The sequence below is a fragment of the Polynucleobacter sp. genome (assembly GCF_044342855.1).
Lineage (GTDB): Bacteria > Pseudomonadota > Gammaproteobacteria > Burkholderiales > Burkholderiaceae > Polynucleobacter.
In genome coordinates, this window is the sequence record NZ_JBIIPA010000009.1 from 1 (window position 1) to 24,886 (window position 24,886).

At 46.4% G+C, this 24,886-nt stretch carries 23 protein-coding genes; 12 read left to right on the top strand and 11 right to left on the bottom strand.

Annotated features, from left to right (window positions below; translation table 11 throughout):
* A protein-coding gene (locus ACIQZ3_RS04435) for an IS3 family transposase (protein WP_397390726.1) occupies positions 1-1,249 on the top strand; the annotation gives its coding sequence in 2 pieces (ribosomal slippage) (positions 1-363 and positions 363-1,249; 1,250 coding nt annotated over the 2 pieces). This gene is flagged as partial in the annotation.
* A gap of 412 nt (positions 1,250-1,661) precedes the next feature.
* Here ACIQZ3_RS04435 and oxlT read toward each other — a convergent pair.
* The 3 genes from oxlT to ACIQZ3_RS04450 form a co-directional block, all read right to left on the bottom strand.
* On the bottom strand, positions 1,662-2,930 hold the full coding sequence (gene oxlT, locus ACIQZ3_RS04440) for an oxalate/formate MFS antiporter (protein WP_397390728.1): 1,269 nt from the start codon (positions 2,928-2,930) through the stop codon (positions 1,662-1,664).
* A gap of 210 nt (positions 2,931-3,140) precedes the next feature.
* A complete protein-coding gene (groL, locus tag ACIQZ3_RS04445) occupies positions 3,141-4,793 on the bottom strand; it encodes a chaperonin GroEL (RefSeq protein WP_216225408.1) in 1,653 nt (550 codons plus the stop codon).
* Between the two features lie 26 nt (positions 4,794-4,819).
* Positions 4,820-5,110 carry a co-chaperone GroES gene (locus ACIQZ3_RS04450; protein ID WP_216225410.1) on the bottom strand — a complete coding sequence of 97 codons (291 nt, stop codon included), beginning with the start codon at positions 5,108-5,110 and terminating at the stop codon, positions 4,820-4,822.
* Between the two features lie 488 nt (positions 5,111-5,598).
* Between ACIQZ3_RS04450 and ACIQZ3_RS04455 the strand changes: the two genes are divergently transcribed.
* The 5 genes from ACIQZ3_RS04455 (at position 5,599) to dacB (ending at position 11,610) form a co-directional block, all read left to right on the top strand.
* Positions 5,599-5,802, top strand: coding sequence for a cold-shock protein (locus ACIQZ3_RS04455; RefSeq protein ID WP_397390730.1), 204 nt, complete (start codon positions 5,599-5,601; stop codon positions 5,800-5,802).
* 325 nt (positions 5,803-6,127) lie between these two features.
* Entirely contained in the window at positions 6,128-6,940 is an 813-nt protein-coding gene (locus ACIQZ3_RS04460) for a diguanylate phosphodiesterase (RefSeq protein ID WP_397390732.1), read from the top strand.
* 13 nt (positions 6,941-6,953) lie between these two features.
* Positions 6,954-7,577 carry a response regulator gene (locus ACIQZ3_RS04465; protein ID WP_397390734.1) on the top strand — a complete coding sequence of 208 codons (624 nt, stop codon included), beginning with the start codon at positions 6,954-6,956 and terminating at the stop codon, positions 7,575-7,577.
* A 7-nt stretch (positions 7,578-7,584) separates the two neighbouring features.
* On the top strand, positions 7,585-10,014 hold the full coding sequence (locus ACIQZ3_RS04470) for a response regulator (RefSeq protein ID WP_397390736.1): 2,430 nt from the start codon (positions 7,585-7,587) through the stop codon (positions 10,012-10,014).
* 48 nt (positions 10,015-10,062) lie between these two features.
* Entirely contained in the window at positions 10,063-11,610 is a 1,548-nt protein-coding gene (gene dacB / locus ACIQZ3_RS04475; RefSeq protein WP_397390738.1) for a D-alanyl-D-alanine carboxypeptidase/D-alanyl-D-alanine-endopeptidase, read from the top strand.
* Here the strand turns inward: dacB and ACIQZ3_RS04480 are convergent.
* The 7 genes from ACIQZ3_RS04480 to ACIQZ3_RS04510 all read right to left on the bottom strand — a co-directional run bounded on the left by ACIQZ3_RS04480 (position 11,556) and on the right by ACIQZ3_RS04510 (position 19,098).
* Positions 11,556-12,650 (bottom strand): L-threonylcarbamoyladenylate synthase, encoded by a 1,095-nt coding sequence (locus ACIQZ3_RS04480; protein ID WP_397390740.1) that lies wholly within the window; start codon positions 12,648-12,650, stop codon positions 11,556-11,558. The genes dacB and ACIQZ3_RS04480 overlap by 55 nt on opposite strands.
* 2 nt (positions 12,651-12,652) lie before the next feature.
* Positions 12,653-13,837 (bottom strand): 5-(carboxyamino)imidazole ribonucleotide synthase, encoded by a 1,185-nt coding sequence (locus ACIQZ3_RS04485; RefSeq protein WP_397390742.1) that lies wholly within the window; start codon positions 13,835-13,837, stop codon positions 12,653-12,655.
* 3 nt (positions 13,838-13,840) lie between these two features.
* Positions 13,841-14,335, bottom strand: coding sequence for a 5-(carboxyamino)imidazole ribonucleotide mutase (purE, locus tag ACIQZ3_RS04490; RefSeq protein ID WP_397390744.1), 495 nt, complete (start codon positions 14,333-14,335; stop codon positions 13,841-13,843).
* Positions 14,336-14,416: 81 nt separating this feature from the next.
* The gene (locus ACIQZ3_RS04495) at positions 14,417-15,313 is read right to left on the bottom strand and encodes a phosphoribosylaminoimidazolesuccinocarboxamide synthase (RefSeq protein WP_397390746.1); all 897 of its coding nucleotides are present in this window, start codon (positions 15,311-15,313) and stop codon (positions 14,417-14,419) included.
* Positions 15,314-15,320: 7 nt separating this feature from the next.
* Positions 15,321-16,385: a class II fructose-bisphosphate aldolase gene (gene fba / locus ACIQZ3_RS04500; protein WP_015421964.1), complete on the bottom strand. Its 1,065-nt coding sequence runs from the start codon at positions 16,383-16,385 to the stop codon at positions 15,321-15,323.
* A 62-nt stretch (positions 16,386-16,447) separates the two neighbouring features.
* A complete protein-coding gene (gene pyk / locus ACIQZ3_RS04505; RefSeq protein WP_397390748.1) occupies positions 16,448-17,884 on the bottom strand; it encodes a pyruvate kinase in 1,437 nt (478 codons plus the stop codon).
* A 2-nt stretch (positions 17,885-17,886) separates the two neighbouring features.
* The gene (locus ACIQZ3_RS04510; RefSeq protein WP_397390750.1) at positions 17,887-19,098 is read right to left on the bottom strand and encodes a phosphoglycerate kinase; all 1,212 of its coding nucleotides are present in this window, start codon (positions 19,096-19,098) and stop codon (positions 17,887-17,889) included.
* A 211-nt stretch (positions 19,099-19,309) separates the two neighbouring features.
* Here ACIQZ3_RS04510 and ACIQZ3_RS04515 point away from each other — a divergent pair, with 211 nt between their 5' ends.
* From ACIQZ3_RS04515 to ACIQZ3_RS04535, 5 genes are read left to right on the top strand one after another with little or no spacing between them, the layout of a single operon-like run.
* Complete coding sequence (locus tag ACIQZ3_RS04515) at positions 19,310-20,233, top strand: branched-chain amino acid transaminase (protein ID WP_397390752.1); 924 nt, start codon at positions 19,310-19,312, stop codon at positions 20,231-20,233.
* A 14-nt stretch (positions 20,234-20,247) separates the two neighbouring features.
* Positions 20,248-20,439, top strand: coding sequence for a zinc-finger domain-containing protein (locus ACIQZ3_RS04520; protein WP_397390754.1), 192 nt, complete (start codon positions 20,248-20,250; stop codon positions 20,437-20,439).
* A 45-nt stretch (positions 20,440-20,484) separates the two neighbouring features.
* Positions 20,485-21,522 carry a lipopolysaccharide heptosyltransferase II gene (gene waaF, locus ACIQZ3_RS04525; RefSeq protein ID WP_397390756.1) on the top strand — a complete coding sequence of 346 codons (1,038 nt, stop codon included), beginning with the start codon at positions 20,485-20,487 and terminating at the stop codon, positions 21,520-21,522.
* A gap of 34 nt (positions 21,523-21,556) precedes the next feature.
* Entirely contained in the window at positions 21,557-21,991 is a 435-nt protein-coding gene (locus ACIQZ3_RS04530; RefSeq protein ID WP_397390758.1) for a YybH family protein, read from the top strand.
* Between the two features lie 26 nt (positions 21,992-22,017).
* Positions 22,018-22,632, top strand: a complete 615-nt coding sequence (locus tag ACIQZ3_RS04535) for a DUF2946 family protein (protein ID WP_397390760.1) — start codon at positions 22,018-22,020, stop codon at positions 22,630-22,632.
* Here ACIQZ3_RS04535 and ACIQZ3_RS04540 read toward each other — a convergent pair whose 3' ends face one another.
* Positions 22,633-24,303, bottom strand: a complete 1,671-nt coding sequence (locus ACIQZ3_RS04540; RefSeq protein ID WP_397390762.1) for a M48 family metalloprotease — start codon at positions 24,301-24,303, stop codon at positions 22,633-22,635.
* A 71-nt stretch (positions 24,304-24,374) separates the two neighbouring features.
* Between ACIQZ3_RS04540 and moaC the strand changes: the two genes are divergently transcribed.
* Positions 24,375-24,848, top strand: a complete 474-nt coding sequence (moaC, locus tag ACIQZ3_RS04545) for a cyclic pyranopterin monophosphate synthase MoaC (RefSeq protein ID WP_397390764.1) — start codon at positions 24,375-24,377, stop codon at positions 24,846-24,848.
* The last annotated feature ends 38 nt before the right edge of the window (positions 24,849-24,886 follow it).

Sequence of the window (24,886 nt, forward strand, 5' to 3'; positions counted from 1 at the left end):
TCCGTAGATGGACGCTGGTTTATCAACATCATGGACCTGCAAGCCTGCAAAAACAAGTGAATCAAAGACGTTCTGTAAAGCATAAACCGGAGATCTTGGAATATATTAGAGTTCATGGCATCTCCGCCCGTCAGGCTGCAGCCCAGTTCAATATACCCAGTCCCAGCACCATTGCTCTATGGCAACGACTTTACAATGAGGGCGGAATTGCAGCCTTGCAATCAGCCCCGATAGGACGACGTCCAATGCCCAAAATCAATAAAACCATACTGCAAAAGTCTCTGACTGAACTGACAGCAGCCGAACTTCAAAGGCGACTTGAATATGTGGAAGCGGAGAATGCATATTTAAAAAAGCTGAGGGCCTTAGTTCAGGAAAAAAATTTAGCAAATCGCAAACAGCCAAAGTAATTACTGAATTAAGGCAACGGTTTTATTTGGATGATTTGTTGGCGATTGCGAGAATGCCAAGAAGTGTGTACTACTATTGGCTTAAGGCCAACCAGAAGCCTGATCCCCGTGTGGACATTAAGGCAAAAATTGAGCCTATCTTTTGCGAGCGCCAAGGTCGCTATGACTATCGACGGATCAGTCTTGCGCTACGCAATGCTGGGCATTATTTAAACCACAAAACAGTTCAGCGCCTCATGGGGGAGTTAGGATTGAAATCCACCGTTCGCCCTAAGCGCTACAAATCCTATAAAGGAACTGTAGGCAGCATAGCCCCAAATTATCTAGACCGAAACTTCCTTGCCACCAAGCCCAATGAAAAGTGGGTTACCGATGTGACAGAGTTCAATATTAAGGGTGCAAAGGTATACCTCTCGCCAATACTGGATTTATACAATCAGGAGATCATCTCTTACGAGATCGCCGATCAGCCCAAAATGAATATGGTCATGCAAATGCTGAAAACCGCTTTTAACCGACTTCACTATGGCGATCAGCTAACTCTGCACTCAGATCAAGGCTGGCAATACCAAATGAGAACTTATCAACATACTTTAAAAGAAAAGGGAGCCACTCAGAGCATGTCCAGAAAAGGCAATTGTCTAGATAACGCCGTCATGGAGAACTGGTTTGGAATCATGAAGTCTGAGTTCTTTTATCGTAAAAAGTTCGAAAACATCGAAACATTTAAAGAGCAACTTCGCCAATACATTGATTATTACAATCATAGTCGCATCAAGCAAAAGCTAAAGGGATTAAGTCCCGTGCAATACCGCACCCAATCCCCTGTGCTAAGCTAACAAAAGCGTCCAACTTCTTGGGGTCAGTTCATGTGGAGTGGTACTAAATTGACAGCAGTTCAATGGCATTCTTAATGTCAAAAATCATCCCCCAGCAATTATTGAACGCTTCTTACTCATTCTGCTGTCGATTGGATCCTTATTAAGTGGTTATGCAATGGCGGTCCAAAAAGAGGAAGACTGGTTTTTAACCGTCCTCTATCTGGGGCTAATGGCTTTTACTCTCTTTGTAATTTTTTCTCTAGAATTTCCAAATCAACTCTTTAGCTATGAGGTGATTAACTCAGAGTTCTTAAGATTTCAACGCTCATTGGAATGGGATTGACTGGGTTTCACATGGACAATCGGCATGCACTGCAAGTAAAAATAGAGCCACTAGGGCTCTATTTTTACGATTTCACAAACAACAAACCTATACTGCTTTAGCCTTTAGATAATTTGCACGCATTGGGCGCAAGACAAGGAAAGCAAGAAGTGCTGCGCTTGCATCTAGAGCAATCATGATTGCAAACACGGGGATCCAACTCTCAGTAACCCCATGGATGTAAGCTGCAATTGAACCGCCGATGATGGAGCCAACACCTTGAGCCATGTACAGAAAACCATAGTTGGTTGTTGCATGCTTTTGACCAAAAGTATCTGTCAAGGTTGATGGGAATAAAGAGAAAATCTCGCCCCAGCCAAAGAACACGATACCTGACAAAATTACAAACATCACAGGGTCAGAACGTGTCATTACCCAGAAAAACATTGCTACCGCCTCAAGACCGAATGCAATAGCCATGGTGTATTCGCGGCCAATTTTGTCTGATACCCAGCCAAATAACGGGCGTGTTAAACCATTGGTTACACGGTCAATAGTTAAGGCCAAAGGCAATGCAGCCATTCCAAAAACCATTGCGCCAGTAATTCCAAAATCTTTCGCAAATGCACCCATCTGTGAAATCACCATCAAACCAGATGTGGACATCATGGACATCATCAAAAACATCAACCAAAAAACTGGGGTTTTGAGCATTACTTTAGGAACAACACCTGAAGCAGCCGCTTCAATCTGGCCAGCAGTCTGAACGCGATCAGCATGCGGTACTCGAATACCTTGCGCAGCTAGCAAGCCTACAGCGCCAATGATGTATCCAAAGAAAGTTAATGTGCCTTGTAAGCCAGTTTCAGTAAGGCTAGTAGCAATTGGAAAGGTTGTTAAGAGCGCACCACTACCGTATCCAGCGGCAACCATGCCTACTGCAAAGCCACGGTTATTTGGGAACCAACGAACCATGAGGCCTACAACGCCGATGTAAACAATACCGGCACCCAAACCACCGAGCACACCATAGGTAATGTAAAGATTGGAAACTGTTGTGAGGTTAGCGGAAAGCACCCAGCTTAGACCAGTCAGAATCGTACCGATGGACAGCAAAAGGCGTGGGCCAAACTTATCAACTAAATAGCCTTGAAAAGGCGAGAAGAAAGTTTGCAAGACAATCAAAATTGAAAAGGTTACCTGCAACTCAGTCAGAGTCACGCCAAGCTGACCCATGATAGGCTTGGTAAATAGTGCCCAAACATACTGGGGACTTGAAATCGACATCATGCAGATGACACCAAGGGCAAGCTGCACCCACTTGGACTTCAGGGGGTTAGTGCTAGCAGGTGCTGCACTCATTGTTGTTGTACTCATACTTGTCTCCTTATTCGAGCTACTGGAATTTCTAAAAAATTAACTTAGGAATTCATTGTGTTCTTGGAGACTAGAAAGATTTACGCTCAGATCACTCCTTTGGTGCAGCCCGCATGATCTTGATGCACTTGCACCAATAAAAAAACGCCCGGTCTTTTGAACCAGGCGTTTTAGTTTCTACAGCTTGATAGCTGAGGAAATATACGGCTATTACATCATGCCGCCCATTCCACCCATACCACCCATACCACCCATATCAGGCATGCCACCACCAGCGGAATCATCCTTTGGTGCTTCGCAGATTGCGCAATCAGTAGTCAACAATAAGGCTGCAACAGAAGCGGCATTAACCAATGCAGTTTTTGTTACCTTAGTTGGGTCGATTACACCTTGAGCTACGAGGTCGCCGTATTCACCAGTTGCTGCGTTGTAACCGTTATTGCCCTTGCTAGCCAATACCGCATTAACAACTACACTAGCTTCGTCGCCAGCGTTAGAAACGATGATGCGAATTGGCTCTTCCATTGCACGCAATACGATGTTGATACCAGCGTCTTGGTCAGCGTTATCGCCTTTCAAGCCCTTAATACCTTGCATCGCGCGTAACAATGCTACGCCACCGCCAGGAACAATACCTTCTTCAACCGCTGCACGAGTTGCGTGCAATGCATCATCAACGCGGTCTTTCTTTTCTTTCATTTCAACTTCAGTAGCAGCGCCAACACGAATCACTGCAACACCGCCTGCCAACTTGGCAACGCGCTCTTGCAATTTCTCTTTGTCGTAATCACTAGTAGCTTCTTCGATCTGAACGCGAACGTTCTTCACGCGCGCTTCGATTGCTTTAGCATCGCCAGCACCGTCAATAATGATGGTGTTTTCTTTGCCTACTTCGATACGCTTGGCTTGACCTAAATGCTCAAGAGTTGTTTTCTCGAGTGTGAGGCCGATTTCTTCAGCAATCACTGTACCGCCAGTCAAAATCGCGATGTCTTCCAACATAGCTTTACGACGATCGCCAAATCCTGGAGCCTTAACAGCGCAAGTCTTGATGATGCCGCGAATGTTGTTCACAACTAAAGTTGCCAAGGCTTCGCCTTCAACATCTTCTGCAATGATCAACAATGGGCGGCCAGACTTCGCTACTTGCTCGAGTACTGGGAGCAAATCACGGATGTTGCTAACCTTCTTGTCAAACAAGAGAACATATGGTGTTTCCAGTATGGCAACTTGCTTTTCAGGCTGATTGATGAAGTATGGGGAGAGGTAACCGCGGTCAAACTGCATACCCTCAACCACTTCAAGCTCATCTTCCAGTGACTTGCCATCTTCAACAGTAATCACACCTTCTTTACCTACTTTTTCCATAGCTTCAGCAATACGCTGACCAATGCTGTAGTCGCTGTTAGCTGAAATAGAGCCAACTTGAGCGATTTCTTTAGTAGTTGTGCAAGGCTTGCTGATTTTCTTGAGCTCTTCGATTGCCGCTGCAACCGCTTTATCAATACCGCGCTTCAAGTCCATTGGGTTGTGACCTGAAACTACGTATTTCATGCCTTCGCGAACGATAGACTGAGCCAAGACAGTAGCGGTAGTTGTACCGTCACCTGCGATGTCATTGGTTTTGGAAGCAACTTCCTTCACCATCTGAGCACCCATGTTCTGGAGCTTGTCTTTGAGTTCGATTTCTTTTGCTACGGATACACCATCTTTAGTGATGGTTGGGCCGCCAAATGAACGCTCGATAACCACATTGCGACCTTTTGGCCCCAAAGTTGTTTTTACTGCGTTCGCTAGAATATTTACGCCTTCTACCATTTTGGTACGGGCGTTATCTCCAAATACGACGTCTTTTGCTGCCATGATTGAATTCCTCTCTTAAGTACTAATTACTTCTGTACAACAGCCATGATGTCGTCTTCACGCATTACGAGTAACTCGTCAGCGCCGACTTTTACTGTTTGACCTGCATATTTGCCAAATAACACGCGATCGCCAACTTTGACGTCTGGTGCATTCAACTTACCGCTGTCATCACGTTTGCCTGGGCCAACTGCCAGTACTTCACCTTGGTCTGGCTTTTCAGCAGCAGCATCCGGAATGATGATTCCAGAGGCAGTTTTTGATTCTTGATCTAAACGTTTAACGATAACGCGATCATGTAAAGGACGCAGATTCATTCCTTCTCCTATGTTAGTAAGTGTTAACTAATTAAAAAACTAATATAAATCAATGTGTTGCAATCTCTCAACACCAAGGCAACAAGCTTTTCAGCTAAATAAGCCTGTTTTAGCACTCGCGTGTAGGGAGTGCTGATTATATAGGTCTGACTCCAGGGATTTCAAGGGCAAATTCACCTTAAATTTCAAATGGGCATCCTGCTGACGATATTTTTACAAGCAGATGAAATCCCCTACTTTCGAATGGAGTGGCGCCTCAAGCTTCCCCCCATTTTAAATAATGTTCCTTAACTAAATTACTCGCATTCCCTTTGGATTAGCCCTTTAAATCAACCCCTTAAACTACCCCTTGACACCCCACCATAAAGGGCAAACAATCAGGGGGTAGGCTTTATTTGAAGTCCTATTTAGGCGTGTTGTAGAGCGAGACTGATTAAAAAGTATTCACCCTCATCACGGTTGTTTTAAGTTTATGTAATGGAGTTCGCATGGCGACCGGAATTGTTAAGTGGTTCAATGATGCAAAAGGTTTTGGCTTTATCAAACCTGATGATGGTGAAGAAGAGTTGTTCGCGCATTTCAGCGCAATCAATATGGGTGGTTTCAAAACTCTCCAGGAAAACCAAAGAGTAACTTTTGACGTTACTCAAGGTCCTAAAGGCAAGCAAGCCAGCAATATCCAAGCGGCTTAATAGTCCTTAGATTATTACTAAAAACCCAGGACTTGTTCCTGGGTTTTTTTTCGTACTTAATTTGACCGGAAGAAGCCCAACGTCAATCGGGAAAATTTCCAAGATATTTGACTAACTGATTTCAAGATGGCTGACTAATAATTTGTAACTTATTGATTTATATACTCATCGAATTCCGAAATCAATGCATATCGTCATGGGCATCCTGCACTTTCTATAATGTAGATAGGCAAGTAGGTAGATTCCTACACATAAATAAGCCTTAAGCACTTACCACTCCAATCTGTCCTGCCTAGACTGGCTATTCAATGATTGGAGAATGCTGATGAGCCCGAAATCCCGGCTGTACACGCTTGTAAAGGCTTGGAAGAATAAACCCTTCCAAGAAGTGCGCGATGCCTGCGGCCAGCCCTGGCTTGGTCTTAGCGGCGAAGCGCTCGAAGAACACCAATCCTGGTCCCAGCGACAAGCGATTAGTAACGAACCCATCTTTAACAGCCAAGGAACTAAGCTGACGAGCTCTTTATTCAGACCATTACTGACCGCCACCGACACACAGCTCCTCAGACTATTCATGGAGGGCTTAGACACCATTACGTATTGGTACCGTAGTGGTCGCTTCATTCCAGGCATCTTGCCCATGCCTGCGCAACACCTGGCATCCAGCAACTTCATAGATGCTTTAAGTGATCTGATTTTGAACTCACGACTCCCCGTTGGACTTGTGAGCCTGGGGGTGCACAAACTCAGCGAGGTTGACTCCATGGATTCCTGCATGGAAGGTCTATTACGCATGCGCCGCCTTGGCGTCTTAATCCATGCCCTCGATTTTTGTGGGGCCAACTCACAAATTCAATGGATCGAACAAATGGAACCAGAGGGCATTCATATCGAGATGGGGCAATTTCGTGCTGAGGGTTTGCCACATGAAATGATTTCGCTTGATCAGAAATTCCATACCCAAATCTATGCCAGCAACATCACCCTGGTGAAAGATTTAAAAAATGTCATGGCACTGGGAGCGCACCACTGTTATGGCGGACTCATGATGCCACCAGTAAGTCGACATCAAATGCTACACACGAGCGATAGCCGCATCGCTAAAGCCATTTTTTCGCTGCACCCTCATAAAACCTAAACGGAGACAAGTAATGAGAAAACGCGTGATGTTGGTAGATGACCATCCAGCTATGCTGATGGCATTAAAAAGTATGTTGCAGGATCAATTGCCTTTTGAGATAGCAGGACAGGCGCAGCATGGAGAAGAGTGTCTACGCTCAATCAAAGAAGTGAACCCCAATATGGTGATCTTGGATTTGGATATGCCCAAGACCGATGGCTTTGATGTCATCCGCCGGATTGGCTTGATGCATCCAGAAGTTCGCATTTTGGTGTTATCGAGCTTAGATGAAGCAGTCTATGGCGGTAGAGTGCGATCCTTGGGTGCGCATGGCTTTGTCAATAAGACTGCTGGGGCTGATGTTATTTTGGCTGCATGCGTTGCTATCTCGCAGGGATATACGTTCTTTACTCATGGGAAGAACGGAAATACTTCCTTAAGCGATAACGATAAGTTGGCATTGATATCTGATCGTGAACTGCAGGTCATGAAGTATCTCGGAAAAGGCAATACCAACCAACAGATATCGGACTTACTGCACATTAGCAATAAGACGGTGGCAACCTACAAGACCAGAGTCTTTGACAAACTAGGCATTAACAATATTGCCGATTTGATCTTGTTCTGCCGCATGAACAACATTATCGAAAGCTAAGGTCGGCATGCATCGATTCATCTTGAAAAAAGTATTTTCTCTCTGCTGTATCTATGGAGGCCTGGTGCATGCCGGGCCTTTTAGTGCAGTAGAGCAATCATGGATCGATGCCCATCCAGTCGTACGATTTAGTATTCATGAAAAATATGCGCCTTATCTCGCCGAATCCAATAAGGGTTATAGTGCGGGGCCATTTAGAGCGCTATTAGCGAAAATGGAGGAATGCACCCGACAACAATATGTTCCGGTGTGGAGAAAATTAGACTCAGAAGGTTTAAAGCAGCTCAGCAAAGGTGAGGTGGATTTCATCATTGATCCGCCAAGCATTGATGAGCACGTATTGCAATTCGGTTCCTTATCAGAAGCGATCTTCTGGGGGCATGATGCCTTTGTCACTAAAACCTCAAACAAACTAGAAGCACCCAATCTAAAGATCGCCTACTTTGATCGAGGTCTTGAGAACGCACCCTCTGGTATTGATAGCTATAGTCAAAACAAAGAAGTGCAGTCTCCTAAAGACTTAATTCAATCACTCATTCAAAGTGATATCGAGGCACTAGTCATGCCCATTCGCTTGGCGCGTCGATTGATAGAAGAGTATCAAAATTCAGACTTAACAATAGACGGGCTATACAGCCGAGATCCTTTTGCCTATCGCTGGTTAATATCTGATCAAGATGCCCCTTTGCATGATGTGCTGAGTCACTTTCTCGAGGACTTGGATCCTATTGCCTCACGCCAACTCTTTGCATTAGGAGGTGAACCTGGAAAAAAATCAAGCATGCTGCCTTGGCTAGGTGCCGCCCTTCTCTTCCTTTTTAGTGGGCTGATGTTCTACCAACTCCAAAGAAAGTACTTTCATCAGCAGCAAGCTGCCGTTGAATTACTGCGCTCCAAGGAGTTAGCTGAAAAAGCAAATGCAGCCAAGTCTGCTTTTTTGGCAACCATGAGTCATGAAATTCGTACGCCGATGAATGCCATTCTCGGAGTACAAGAACTTCTCCTAGGTAGCGCGCAGTTTCCCAAGAAAGATAAATCACTATTAAAGAGTGCTCAAGCATCGGCTGAATCTCTTTTGGGCATGCTCAATCAAGTATTGGATATTTCCAAAATTGAAGCTGGCAAACTCACTCTGAATTTAGAGCCTTGTAATCCACATCAATTGATTATGGATATTCATACGGCGTTTTCAACGGTAGCTAAGAAACAGGGGTTATTACTCCACACTTCGATTGATCCCAGAATCGCTGAAGTTCTCATGATTGACTCCTTGCGCCTGCGCCAAATACTGCAGAATTTACTTAGTAATGCAATTAAGTTCACTACCGAGGGTGAGGTGTACTTCTCTATCACCGTCCTTGCGGATGATCATGCGGGCCAACTACTTGAGTTCAGAGTGATTGATACCGGGGTAGGCATGGGCAATGAGCAAATCAAATTGGCTCTGCAAGCCTTTGAGCAATTGCCTGCCACTCAAGAGTCATATCTATCAGAGCAAGAGAGAGGCACAGGGCTTGGGCTCACCATTACCAATCATCTAGTGAACTCCATGAACAGCCATCTCTATTTTGAAAGCGCTCCAGGCTTTGGAAGCAATGTCCATTTTTCAGTAGCCCTTCCTAGAACCAGCGTTGCTGCCCCTCAAGTTGCAGGCTTTGATTCACTTGGGCCACCATCCAAGAGCTTAATCTCGAAAAGATCGGGCCGAAAAAATTGCGGTATTCATGCTTTGGTAGTTGAAGATCATCCAGCCAGCCGCCAAATACTATCCCTGCAATTAGAAGCGCTCGGCATTAATACTTGCGTTTGTGAGAATGCCGCTGCGGCACTAGAGTTGCTAAAAGACCATCACTTTGATCTCGTGTTGACAGATCAATCTATGCCCGGAATGCAAGGCTCTGAATTAGCAAAACAAATACGATCCCTAGGCAACCGTGAATTGATCATCATTGGCGTCACAGCCGACATTTACGCTCTAGACTCTCGCCATCAGTTTTTATCCTCTGGGATGAACGGTGTACTCATAAAACCCCTCAGCTTAGGCGCCCTTGAGAATGAACTCTTGCGCTATTTTGAAACTAGCCTAGAGCCCGCTGCCCCTAATGAGGTCTATTCATTTGATGCCTTCTCCAATCTCATTAAAGACAACCCACTCCAAATCATTGTGATCCTAGAGGAAATAGAGAAAGTGCATCTAGATGCCCTGGATCAATTAGACTCCGCCAATAATCAAACACCAATTGATGAGAAGCAATTTCAAAGTCTGGTTCATAAAATCAAGGGTGGAGCACAGCTATTACAGGCTAATGCATTTATCCATGACTGCGAATCACTTGAAGTTGATGGGCTACTGTCAGAGCGAATTGAACGATTCATCATCCTTCTTGAAGAACAAAACCAAATTATTGACTCTTACAGGAAAAGGCAACAACAGTAATTTAGTGCGGTAATAGGGCAAGGAGCCCTAAGGTTTATCCTATAGGGAATGCGTACCCAATATTTCCCATCTCCTGCCTTTGGCCTATTGGCTTGCCTACTACTGACAAGCCAAGCATATGCTGCCGACCTAGTCGCCCAAGAGACTGCTTTACAGTACATCCCAAAGGCTGTAGCCGCTAGCCTTGAAAAAAATCAGATTCCCAAAGAGGCCATCAGCATTTCAGTAGTTGAAATTGAGCCAGGTCGCCCAGGGAAAGCGACTGCAAAAACCGAAGTGGCTTGGCGCTCTAAGCAGGCCATGAACCCTGCCTCTACTATGAAGCTCATCACCACCCTCACCGGCTTGGATGTGCTTGGGCCTCAATATCGCTGGCGCACGAATATCTATACCGATGGGCTTATTCGCCAGGGCACTCTCAAAGGCAATCTGTATTTGCAAGGTACCGGCGATCCAAAGCTAGTTCCCGAAGAGTTCGCCAAAATGATGAAGGCCCTACAAAATCTGGGCATTCAGAAAATCGATGGCAACCTATTCTTTGATAGAAGTGCCTATGCTCCTAATGTCATGGAGCACAACACGATTGATGGCGAATCCTTACGTCCCTATAACGTTCCGCCAGACCCACTGCTCTACGCCTTCAGAACACTCTCTTTTCAACTAGGTAAATCACGCACTGCAGACTTTATCGATGTTAACTATACACCGCCACTATCCCAACTCAAAGTGATCAACCAAATGCAGCTAGTTGATCAATCTTGCGACAACTGGAAAAGCAATATTCGCTTTAACCTCGATCCCGAAGGGGATGGGGCTACTACCAACCAACTCTTGACTGCACAGTTCTCTGGCAGCCTTCCGAATGCCTGCAAGGGAGTGAGCTACAACGTTGTTGCTTTGGATGCCAACACCTTTCTGACTCAAGGCTTTGCTGCAGCCTGGGAGCTAGCTGGCGGAACTTGGGCTCAAGCGCCCACAGGAAAGTCTGGCACTGTTCCACCGGCATCAAGACTGCTACTGCAGTTTGAAGGCATTCCCTTAGCCGATGACGTACAAGACATTAATAAGCATTCCAATAACGTCATGGCCAGACAACTCATGCTGACCCTGGCTTTAGAGAAGATGGGTAAACCAGCGACTACTGAAAATGGGGAGCTTGTAATTCAGAGTTGGCTAAAAGGTATAGGAATTCAGTTCCCAGAACTCATAATTGAGAATGGGTCTGGTTTATCACGCAATGAAGTAATCTCTGCTGAGCATCTGACTCAATTATTAGTGGCAGCTCGCAACTTATCTGTAGCAGATACGTTTTACAACAGTCTGCCGATTGCAGGTACGGATGGCACGATGCGTAATCGCCTTATGGCGCATTTGCGGAAATTTTTACACTTAAAGAAAAAGCCTGAAGCCCGAATCAAGACAGGATCACTTGCCGATGTCAGAGCAATCTCTGGCTACGTGATGAGTAAATCTGGAAAGATGTATGCGGTTACCTCATTCATTAACCACCCCAATGCTTGGAGAGGTTTAGAGGCGCATGATCAACTATTGGCGTGGCTACTGGATGATGGCCCAGAGCCAAAACAAGCACGCTGAAGTCGATCTCTGACGCCATCCCACTCTTCCCCTGCTGGCGGTTCCGGAAAGAGTATCAAATCCCAACCCTGCTGATCTAAGTCTCGCAAAGATCGATATAGGCGACTGGCAAAGGCAGCGCTATCACTCGGAACGATGACTTCCTCAAAATGGACAGAAGGATGACCATCATGACCCAAAGAAGAGTCTGAATCCCAAACTGCAACCGCAACGCGTGACTTGATATCGGGGAACTCACTAAGCGCATCCAAGACTCTGCCTGATGCATACATTCTTAATGGGGTTGTCGGTGCGTAATGGGCACGCAGACTTCCAGAGACCCTTGGCAGGCCATCATCTGGCTTAGTTGAGTTCAGTTCACCAGGTAAATAAACTTTGATGCCGGTCTTAGAAAAAATTTCACCAGGAGTGATGAGGCCCGGCCTCAACAAGACCGCATGATCACCAGAAGACAAATCAATGATGGTCGATTCAATACCTACCTCGCAATCGCCGCCATCCAAAATCATGAGGTCCAGCATGCCTGCAAACTCACTTCGAACATCAGCGGCACTCGTTGGTGACACCTTGCCAAAACGATTGGCTGATGGAGCAACAACTCCACCCTTAAATTTACGCAACAACTCTTGTGCAATAGGATGAGCGGGTGCACGAATCGCCACCGTCTCTTGGCCACCCGTCAGCTCAGTTAGAACACTTTTATCTTTTTTAAAAACTAATGTCAGTGGACCCGGCCAAAAAGCATTGATGAGCTTAAGCGCATCCTCTGACAAGTCTCTTACCCATGGTGCTAGCACTGCCACCCAATCGACTTGCACCTGATCAAACTTATCAGGAGCGGCCAAGTGAACAATTAACGGGTGATTGGATGGTCTACCCTTGGCAGTAAAAATCTGTTTGATTGCATCCGGGTTCTTTGCATCCGCCCCTAAACCATAAACAGTCTCAGTTGGAAACGCGACTAAACCGCCATCTCGTAAAGTTTGTACCGCCTTATTAATTACCGCAGATGATTGCAGTGAGCTACTATCGCTGGACATTTCTAGGGCTCGATCCCCAATTCAACAGCAACAGCTGCGCAATTTTGGCGCGCTTGATTCAGTGACTCACCCAAACAATTGATGTGCCCCATCTTACGACCCATGCGTGGATCAGATTTGCCGTAAAGATGTAACTTCGCATCTGGATGAGAGAGGGCCTTATCCCAGGCAGGCTCTCTTGCCTTATCTTCACTACCCTCAAACCAAAGATCTCCTAAGAGATTGAGCATAGAGACTGGCGCTAGTAAGCGGGTGTCGCCCAAGGGCAAACGAGCCATACTTCTGACTTGCTGCTCAAACTGGCTACTCACACAAGCATCCATGGTGTAGTGGCCCGAGTTGTGCGGACGTGGGGCAATTTCATTGGCGACGATGTCACCGCTCTTGAGTACAAAAAACTCCACGCATAAAACGCCAACGTAATCAATCTTCCGAATGAGCGCTTTAGCTGCCCCAATAATCTTTTTTTCCTGCTCTGGCTTAAGCGAAGGTGCTGGCACAGTAGAGGTATGCAAGATACCATCGCGATGAATGTTTTGAGAAACTGGATAAGCCGCTACTGCATTGTCATATCCTCGAACTACCAATGCGGATACCTCAAAATCCAAATCCATGCGCTTTTCAAGAACGCAAGGCACCTTACCCAATTCAGCCCAAGCAGCAACTAGGTTTACAGCGTCATAAACCGTAACTTGACCTTTGCCGTCATAACCCATGCGGGCAGTTTTCAGAATGCCAGGAAAGAGATCGGAGGGAACATGTGCAATATCGGCATCATGCTCAATGACGCAGTAAGGTGCGGGACCAATATTAGTTTCCGCTTTCCAGGCCGCTAAAAACTTTTTCTCAGCAACGCGGTTTTGAGCCAAAGAAACGCAACTACTGCGAGGCGCCACAAAGACACCTAAAGACTCCAGCTCATCTAAAGCTTGCGCAGGAACATTTTCAAATTCAGTGCTCACGGATTTGCATAGCGCTGCCATCTCTTTTAGCGCAGCAGAGTTGGTGTAATCAGCTTGAATGAATTTTTCCGCAATGGAACCAGCAGGACTATCGGATCCAGGATCCAGAACGCAGACCTTGTACCCCATCGCTTGAGCAGCCTGAGTAAACATCCGCCCCAATTGACCGCCACCTAAAATTCCTAAATACGAGCCCGGCAAGATGGGCTCCAAACGATCTACCATCTTTTAATATCCCGGCAGGTTCATGGAGCGTGCAGTATCGGACTGCTTTGCACGGAACACTTCTAACTGTTTTGCCAAAGCAGGATCATTGACTGCCAAATTGGCAATCACATGCAAAGCTGCATTGGCAGCACCTGCTTCACCAATAGCAAATGTCGCTACTGGAATGCCCTTTGGCATCTGTACGATGGAATACAGTGAGTCTTCACCGCGTAAATATTTGCTAGCAACCGGAACGCCGTAGATTGGAACAATTGTTTTGGATGCCAACATACCTGGTAAATGCGCGGCACCACCAGCACCAGCAATAATGGCCTTGAGGCCGTTTTTAGATGCATTTTCTGCATAAGCAAACATATCGTCTGGCATGCGATGAGCTGAAACCACTTTAGCCTCGTGAGCAATGCCAAATTGCTCTAGCATTTGAGCGGCGTGCTGCATGGTGTCCCAATCTGAGTTGGATCCCATTACTATTCCGACTACTGGCTTTTTGCTCATTTACCCCTCCAAATGCCCTGATCTATATCGTTAATCTATCTAAGGCCTTATTATCCCAGCCTTTTTAGGGCCTCAAGGAAATTAGGCCTTAGTTAAGCGAGCGAGGGCTTCACGGTACTTTTCCGCCGTTTTATCAATGACATCCGCCGGCAAAGCAGGTGCTGGTGCTGTTTTTGACCAAAGCTTGCCATCGACCATGGCTGTTTCAAGCCAGTCACGAACAAATTGCTTGTCATAGGAAGGGGGGTTGGCGCCCACATAGTAGGTTTCAGCAGGCCAAAAGCGAGATGAGTCGGCAGTCAGGATTTCATCCATCAATACCAGCTGCCCAGCATCATCCAAGCCAAACTCAAACTTAGTATCAGCAATGATGATCCCACGAGTCGCAGCATATTCAGAAGCTTCTTTATACAAACGAATGCTGACCTCACGAATCTGATTGGCCAACTTCTCACCAATCATCTCGATCACCTTATCAAAGGAGATATTTTCATCATGCTCACCCACCTCTGCTTTAGCGGCAGGAGTAAAGATAGGCTCAGGCAACTTCTGCGCATTTTCCAAACCTTCTGGCAATGCAATCCCGCATACTTTTCCAGTCTCCTTATAGTCTTTCCAACCGCTACCAGCAAGGTAACCACGCACTACCGCTTCAACCAAAATTGGCTTGAGGCGTTTAGCCACTACCGCACGACCTTTAACCTGATCCACTTCATCAGCAGGTACAACGCTTTCAGGATCAATGCCAGTTAGGTGATTCGGAATCACTTTAGCTAACTTATCAAACCAAAAGTTAGCCATCTGATTCAGCACAATGCCCTTCTCAGGAATCGGCTGACCCATGACTACGTCAAAAGCAGATAAGCGATCGGTGGTGATCATCAGTAACTTGTCATCGCCTAGCGCGTATACATCACGCACTTTTCCCTTAGACAACAATGGGAGGGAGTTAATAGAGGTTGCGTACAAAGCTGGCATATTTATCTCACTTAACGATCTGGGCTAATTTGCCACTCTTGTACAACTCAGCCATTTTTTCCAAAGGAATTGGCTTAATTTTGGATGCTTGACCTGAACTACCAAAAGCATTGAAGCGCGCGATGCAAACCTTCTTGGCCGCTTCACGCGCAGGCTTGAGGTAATCACGTGGATCAAACTTGCTTGGATTCTCGAACAGGTAGCGACGGATAGCGCCAGTCATCGCCAAGCGAATATCGGTATCAATATTGATCTTACGAACACCATTCTTAATGCCTTCTTGAATTTCCTCAACAGGCACGCCGTAAGTTTCTTTCATATCACCACCGAATTCACGAATCTCGGCAAGTAACTCTTGTGGAACGCTAGAGGAACCATGCATCACCAAATGCGTATTCGGAATACGTGTATGAATTTCTTTAATACGCTCGATTGCTAAGATGTCGCCCGTAGGCTTCTTAGTAAATTTGTAGGCGCCGTGGCTAGTGCCAATGGCGATTGCCAAGGCATCACACTGCGTCGCTTTTACAAAGTCAGCTGCTTGCTCAACGTCGGTCAACAATTGCTCGCGCGTCATCTTGCCGTCGGCACCATGACCATCTTCTTTATCACCCTGCATCGTCTCTAGGGAACCAAGAACGCCTAACTCTGCCTCAACAGTAACCCCAATAGAGTGGGAGAATTTCACCACTTCCCTGGAGACATCGACGTTGTATTCATAACTGGCAACAGTCTTGCCATCAGCCTCTAAAGAGCCATCCATCATTACGCTGGTAAAGCCACTCTTAATCGCAGCCATACAGACCGCTGGGCTTTGGCCATGGTCTTGATGCATTACGACGGGGATATGTGGGTAAGCCTCAACTGCAGCAGAAATCAAATGACGTAAGAATGATTCGCCAGCATATTTACGAGCACCAGCAGAGGCTTGCATGATCACTGGAGAATCTGCTTCATGAGCAGCCTCCATGATTGCAGTTACTTGCTCTAAATTGTTAACGTTAAACGCTGGCAAGCCATAGCCATTTTCAGCAGCGTGATCCAAGAGTTGTCGTAAAGAAACTAAAGCCATATTGATCTCTTAATTAAAAATGTTAGTAATAAATAATTTGAATAAATGTTTTAAGCAGTGAATTACTTCACTTGAATAATCTTGAGTGAGTTCGTGCCGCCAGGCTCACCCATAGGCTCACCTGAAGTCAACACCACTACATCACCCTTTTTCACCGCCCCCAACTTCTTGAGGCAGTCCTCTACTTCTTGCAAAGCAGTATCGCGTTGCTTGGTGTAATCCAAACCGATAGGGAATACATTGCGATAAGTACTCAAGGCACGTTGAGTTGCAATCTTTGAAGTTAAAGCAAAAATAGGCAAATGGATATTGTGACGACTCATCCAAACTGCAGTGGATCCTGAATCCGTCAAAGCGGCAATCGCATTAGCGTTAAGGTGGTGGGCCGTAAAGAGCGCGCCCAAGGCAATAGTCTGATCAATACGTGAGAAGGTTTGATCCAAGAAATCCGTATCTAGTTTTACGCGATCTGACTTTTCTGCTTCAACACAAATCTCAGCCATCGCCTTGATCGTTTGTACTGGGTACATACCGGCAGCAGACTCAGCAGATAGCATGACCGCATCCGTGCCATCCAGAACCGCATTGGCTACGTCACTCACCTCAGCGCGTGTAGGCACTGGAGCGTTAATCATGGATTCCATCATTTGCGTGGCAGTGATCGTAAATTTGTCAGCCTCGAGCGCCAATTTGATCATGCGCTTTTGTAAAGCGGGGACAGCTGCGTTGCCAACCTCAATCGCCAAGTCGCCACGCGCAACCATAATGCCGTCGCTCTCCGCAATGATGCTATTGAGCGCATCAGGCTCAATCGCTTCAGCACGCTCAACTTTTGCAATGGTACGTACTTTGCCAACGCCATGCTTTGCGCTAGCCGCATCTGCCAACTTGCGAGCATAGACCATGTCTGCACCATCTTTTGGAAAGCTAATCGCCAGAAAATCCACGCCCATGGCAATTGCTGCATCTAAATCAGCGATATCTTTTTCTGTCAGGGCTGGAGCGGTCAAGCCGCCACCAGCACGATTAATACCTTTGTTATTCGAGAGTGGGCCGCCCTGCTCTACAAAGGTGAAGATTTCTCCACCCTTTACGTTCTCAACGCGAAGCACAACTAAGCCATCATTTAACAAGAGACGATCACCAGGTTTGACGTCTTGTGGCAGCTCTTTATAGTCCAAGCCCACACGCTCTTGATTGCCTAACTCGCAAGCAACATCCAGAATAAATTGCGCACCTTCTTTTAAAAGAATTTTGCTATCAACAAATTTACCTACGCGAATTTTTGGACCTTGAAGATCGGCCATGATGCCAACCTCTTTGCCAACTTCTGCAGAAATGCTACGCACTAAATCGTGACGCGCTTTGTGATCAGCAACAGTGCCATGAGAAAAGTTCATTCTCACAACATCCACACCAGCACGAATCATCTCGCGCAAAACTTCAGGCTTTTCTGATGCAGGCCCTAGTGTGGCAATGATCTTTGTTGCTCTCAACATATTTAGTCTTTCGCTCTTTCAGCCAATACCGCAAAAGCTGGCAAGGTTTTGCCCTCCAAGAATTCTAAGAAAGCACCGCCGCCAGTAGAGATGTAATCTACTTGATTTTCAATGCCGTACTTCGCAATTGCAGCCAAGGTGTCACCGCCACCTGCAATCGAAAACGCTGGTGAATGGGCAATGGCTGCTGCCAACATTTTGGTACCGCCACCAAACTGGTCAATCTCAAACACGCCTAATGGACCATTCCAAACAATCGTGCCAGCATGCGCCAACATGATGGATAAACGCGCAGCAGTTTTAGGGCCGATGTCCAAAATCATGTCGTCTTCTGCGACCTGATCTGCAGGGACACGGTTGGCACGCGCCAATGGCGAGAGTTCATTCGCAACCACGACATCTTCTGGAATAGGAACATGCGCACCGCGCTTTTCCATAATCTCCATGATTTCTCGAGCTTCATCAACTAAGTCTGGCTCTGCTAATGACTTACCGATTGGCAAACCTTTGGCCAACATAAAGGTATTGGCAATGCCTCCACCCACAATTAATTCATCTACCTTGTCAGCTAAAGCTTTAAGGATGGTGAGCTTCGAAGATACTTTAGAGCCCGCCACAATCGCCACCAATGGGCGCTTCGGGCTTGCTAGGGCACGACTCAGGGCATCCAACTCTGCAGCCATCAAAGGGCCCGCACAAGCAATCGGCGCAAACTTGGCTACACCATTCGTAGTTGCTTCAGCGCGATGGGCTGTACCAAATGCATCGTTGACGTAGACATCACACAAAGCGGCAATCTTCTTAGCCAGCTCGTCATTATTCTTTTTCTCGCCCACATTCAGGCGACAGTTCTCCAGCAATACCAGCTCACCTGGATTAACCTCAAAACCACCATCCACCCAATCACTAATCAAAGGGACTTTGCGATTTAAGAGCGTAGCAATGCGATCAGCTACCGGAGCCAAACTATCCTCGGGCTTAAATTCACCCTCAGTTGGACGACCCAAGTGCGAGGTGACCATGACCGCCGCACCAGCATCCAAACACATCTGTACCGCCGGCATGGAAGCTCTAATACGGGTGTCTTCGGTGATATTGCCCACCTCATCTTGAGGAACATTGAGGTCGGCACGGATTAAAACCCGTTTTCCCTTGAGTAGACCTGCTTCAGCTAGTTCACTTAGTCGTTTTACTTTAAAGAGAGTTTCCGGCATGAGAATGGGCAAATTTAGTGGTTTGTGGGGAATGCTCCATTCTAAATCGTCCGGGCTTGAGACCCCAAAGGAATTGGGCTACCCCACCCTGCTCCCTGCTCTACAATAAAGGCTGAGACGTATTTCAGGCCTAGGGACTCCCCAGCGGCTTGGCACCCTGTTTTACCGAATTGAATCACCCTATTTATTACATATTTAAAAGGTAGAGAAAATGTCGATGTCCGACCGCGATGGCTTTATTTGGTCCGATGGGAAGCTCATTCCCTGGCGTGAGGCCAATATTCATGTGCTAACCCACAGTCTCCACTACGGAATGGGTGTATTTGAAGGCATTCGCGCCTACAAAACTGCCCAAGGTACTGCCATTTTCCGCCTTCCAGAGCACGTTAAGCGCCTATTCAACGGAACCAAGATTTTCCAGATGAATATGCCTTGGACACCTGAACAGATCACCAGCGGCATTATTGAGGTAGTGAATAGCAATAAGCTGGAATCTTGCTACATTCGCCCAATTATCTTTATTGGTTCTCAAAAACTGGGTATCTCGCCAAAAGGCAACAGCATCCATACAGCGATCGCTGCCTGGGAATGGGGTGCTTATTTGGGTGAAGACGGCCTTAACAAGGGTATCCGCGTTAAAACCTCCTCATTTACTCGCCACTTTGTGAACTCCTCACTGGTTCGCGCTAAAGCCTCCGGTTACTACATCAACTCCATTTTGGCCAACCAAGAAGTAACGGCTAATGGCTACGATGAAGCACTCCTTCTCGATACAGAAGGTTATGTATCTGAAGGTTCTGGCGAAAATATCTTTATCGTAAATAACGGCATTATTTACACGCCTGATCTTGCTTCTTGTTTAGACGGCATCACACGCAACTCCATCATGCAAATTGCCAAAGACCTTGGCTATGAGTTGCGCGAGAAGCGCATTACTCGTGATGAAGTGTATTCAGCTGATGAAGCATTCTTCACCGGCACTGCCGCTGAAGTAACACCAATTCGTGAATTGGATGATCGCACTATTGGTGACGGTAAGCGCGGACCGATTACCGAAAATATCCAGAAGACCTACTTTGATGCGGTCTATGGCAGAAGTGATAAGTACAAGTCTTGGTTAACTTACGTTAAGTAATAGGAAATCAGAGAATGAGTGAAGCTCAATTTGTAATGGTGAACGGCAATACGGATCTGCCTTTGCATTGCCCAACCAATAAAACCCCTAGCTGGAATTCACACCCACGTGTTTTTCTCGATGTTGCTAAGACGGGTGAAGCAAAGTGTCCTTACTGCGGCACTGAGTACAAACTCATTCCTGGTACCGAGCCTCACGGGCACTAAACCTATCAGCACCCCACTGCGGGGTGCTGTATCGGGATACCTCATATGAACCGTATTCTGATCATCGCGCCCAATTGGATTGGGGATGCCGTCATGTCCCAGCCACTGCTGGCGACTCTAAAAGTTATTTACCCACAGTCTCAGATTGATATTTTGGCAAGCCCTTGGGTTGCACCCATTTATCGGGCCTGCGCAGAAGTTCATCAAGTCATTGAAGCGCGACTAGAACATAAGCAATTGCAATGGGGCTTACGTAAGCAGCTAGCAAAGCAACTTGAGTTAAATCAATACACCAGCTGCTATGTTCTGCCCAATAGTTTGAAGTCTGCCCTTATTCCTTGGCTTGCCAATATTCCATTTAGAATTGGCTATCGTGGTGAGATGCGTTTTGGACTGATTAATCTTGCTCTCGATAATCCGAGCAAAGTGAATCGTCCGCCGATGGCAAATCACTACCTTGCACTTGCTAACTCCCTAGAGCACTCACAAGAAATTGATACCAAAAAACCTGCAGATCCTAAGCTCAATATTTCACTTGCAGCCAAAGAATCAATCAGCGCCAAATTACAAGCTGCAGTCATTAATGAAAAATTAATTTATGTACTTTGTCCAGGCGCTGAGTATGGCGCAACAAAACGCTGGCCTGCCGATCACTTCGCCTCACTTGCGCAGCAGTTAATCGCCAATGAGCCAGATGCTCATGTGATTCTTCTGGGCGGCAAGGGCGATCACGCTTTGGGTGAGAACATTAGGACTGAGGCAAAGAATGGCTTACCCATACACAACTGGTGCGGCAAGACTTCACTAGACGAGGCGATTGCACTCATTGGGGTGAGCAAGGCGCTAGTCAGTAATGACTCGGGCTTAATGCATATTGGTGCTGCATTAAAAATACCACAGGTCGCTATTTTTGGCTCAAGTGATCCACATCACACTCCACCACTATCCGATCAAGCTAAAGTACTTTGGCTCAATCTACCCTGCAGCCCATGCCATAAAAGAGAGTGTCCACTAGGTCACCTCAAATGCTTAAAAGATATTCTGCCTACCACCGTATTAGGCGCGATTCAAACACTCCATTAATTTTGTAGCGCTACACATCAACAGAAGGTAAGCCATGTCAAAACTAGCCCGACTTTTTCATAACGCCGATGAAGTAGTGGATGCTTGGCGTGACGCCTTAAAAAATCGTGACGTCAAAGGGGCCTTGGCAATCTGGCTAGATGATGACTCGATTACCTGTGTACTGCCTGAAGGCCAGCGCCTCAGTGGTCATGCAGAAATTCGGGAAGGTCTAGAACGCCTCTTGGCCAAGCAAGCTCTGTTTTTGGAGCCGATTGCCTGTATTAGTCACTCTGTTTTAGGAGCTGCGGTTTACGACACCACTGAAGCTGTCCATATCAGACCCGATCAAATTGAAGCGGCATTCTTTCTCAATATCACCTTAGTTCTTCTGCAAGACAGTCAAGGCTGGCGGATTGCACATCTTCATGCCAGTCATTCCACCGAGGATATGTTTGATGCGCCCTCAACCCCACATGGACTGCATTAACTAAATGCCATTTAGACTGCCATCTCATGGATGAGCAAGTTCTTCGGTCACTCATCAAGTGGCCAAATGTCCCACACTGCTTTGGCTGGCTAGCTCTTGATCGTCGCGGTCAATGGCGCATGCGTGATGAGTTTTCCCAAGCAAATCAACTAGCCGGGAAGGTGATTGGGCATGTAGCCCTCAATGAATTTATCTCCAGAAATTACGCACACGACTCTTTGGGTAGATATTTTTTCCAGAATGGGCCACAACGAGTTTTTGTTACGCTAGATGCCACGCCATTTATTGCTAGAATCTTTCCGAGCGAAAGTGGTCCTCAGCTATTAACCCAGTGCGGCGCAGAAATAAAACCGCAGGGCGCCCTAAGTGATGAAAAAGGCAATATCTATATCACTGGATTATTTCAACAATCATTCTCTGATCAAATCGATGGCGCAGTATTTACTAAAACAGAATCTCTATCCGTCGCGCTATTACATGATCATGATTTAGATCTATTCTCAGATCAGTCGAAGGTGGTGGAGGATGCTTGTAGCTTCAGAGGCTCCTGGCAATGGAAGGGCAATCGACTGCCGATTGAACCTACTCACTCTAATGAATTAGCTAACCGCTTTAATTTCATCAAAACGCCAAGCAATTAATTAGCTCGGCACACTTTTGCCTTGCTCCTTTAATTCTTCTTGATACTGCTTTTGCATTTCACGAAGGCGAGCATCGATACTAGAAGCCTGATAGAAATCTGCGCCACCAGAAGATCTAGCAATCTTAAGTTGCTCAATGGCTGAAGGCCATGCACCTTCAAGCGCATACTTTTCTCCCAGGGCGTAATGGCGCATTGGCACATTTTTAGCCTGGTCATAAGCATTAGAAAGCATGCTCCACCAAACTACCTCATTGGGTTGTAATCTAGTACGCGCCTTTAACCAAGTAATGGCGTCATTGGTGCGCCCTAGTTTCAGATATGCATTCATCATCGCCGCTCCAGCAGCATAGGATTGCGGAAAAGCTTTTAACGTAGCTTGAGCAATTTGCAAAGCCTCATCACCTTTTCCCCTGGCCAATGCCAACTCGGAAGTAGTAATATCTAAAGAAAGACTTTGTCGCAGTATGGGTGATCCTGGCGCACTCACGCTATTTGCCAGGTTACGTGCTTGTTGTAGATAACCTGCAGCCTGATCAAACTTACCTTGTTTCAGAGCGCCAAGTGAAAGCCCATAAAAACCTTCCATTTGTTTGCCAGGAGCTGACTGTTTACTTAAGCTTTCAAAGGTATTTTTTAAGTCATACATCTGACTAGAACTTCCTGATTGCGCCATACGGGCACGTGCTTTGATGAAATAAAACTCCACTGCCGTAGGCACATTTCTGTTGGCGATATTGTGAGCACGATCTTGCATATCCGCAATACGATCCGTGGTTAATGGATGGGTGCGCACATAAGACGGCACTCCACTATCCATAATCCCTGTCGCCTTTTGTAGGCGTTGGAAAAAGCCTGGAGCACCATTGACGTCATACCCACTCGCTGCCAGAATCTGAAAGCCAATACGATCAGCCTCGCGCTCGGCATCCCTAGAGTAGGAGAGTTGATTATTCACCGCTACCGCTTGACCTCCCTGCATCAAACCAGAAGCAACGCCCGGATTACGTGATGCAGCTAAGGCACCTAACAATATGCCAGCGAGGGCAATCATTGTGTTGGTAGTTTGTTTATCCATCTGACGGGCCAAGTGGCGCTGTAAAACGTGACCGGTCTCATGACCCATAACAGAAGCTACTTCAGAATCTGTTTCGGCACTAACTAGTAATCCCGTATGAAAACCAATAAATCCACCAGGTAATGCAAATGCATTAATACTGCTATCTTTAACGGCAAATACCTCAAAGTTATAGGCGCCGCTACCCTGCTCATTAGCGCCACCCAATTGCAGACGTTTTGCAGCCTGCAGTAAGCGTCGCTCCATTTGATTTAAATAGTCATAGATCGGTAAATCATTCGAATAATCCGGATCCGGACGAATCTGGCGCATGATCATTTCGCCATACTTTTTCTCATCCATGCGACTCAAGCTATCGCCACCAGGATCCCCCATATCCGGGAGAACAAAACTGGGTTGGCTTGGTGGTGTATTGCGTGGCGGCAGATTTGAGGAGCGAGCATCAGGTGACTGAACCGCTCTACCCAAATTTTGCAAGGCATCTGACTCACCTTGCACGGATACATCACCCGCTACAGAGGAAGGCACAGATCCAGCTGCATAGACGAAACCAGCACTTGGCCAAGCTAGGCTCAGAATGAGCTGACTAGCCAAAATTCGCTTAAATAGCGATGATCTTTGTGGTGTCTTTATGACTTGCATCCCTATATGGTAAAACTTATCCCATGAACAAACTAACTCATTTTGATGCAAGCGGCCAAGCCCATATGGTCAATGTTGGTGATAAGCCCAATACCCATCGGATTGCCGTTGCTACAGGCAGAATCTCCATGCTCCCAGAGACTTTTAGCATAATTGAAGCAGGCACCCATAAAAAAGGAGATGTTTTGGGCATCGCCCGCATAGCTGGCATTCAGGCATCCAAAAAGACTTCTGACTTGATCCCTCTTTGCCACCCCTTGGCATTAACCCACGTCAGCTTGGAGTTTGCCCTAAATAAAGAATCTAGTAGCATTACCTGCCAAGTCAGAGCTGAGACTACTGGCCCTACTGGTGTAGAAATGGAAGCTCTCACCGCGGTCCAAGTTGCCCTTCTCACAATCTACGATATGGCCAAAGCGGTTGATAGAGGCATGGTGATGGGTGATGTCCACCTGCTAGAGAAAAGTGGTGGCAAGTCTGGGGAGTGGAAAGCGTAATTAATTAGTCACTTGATATAAATGATTAAGCCACCCTA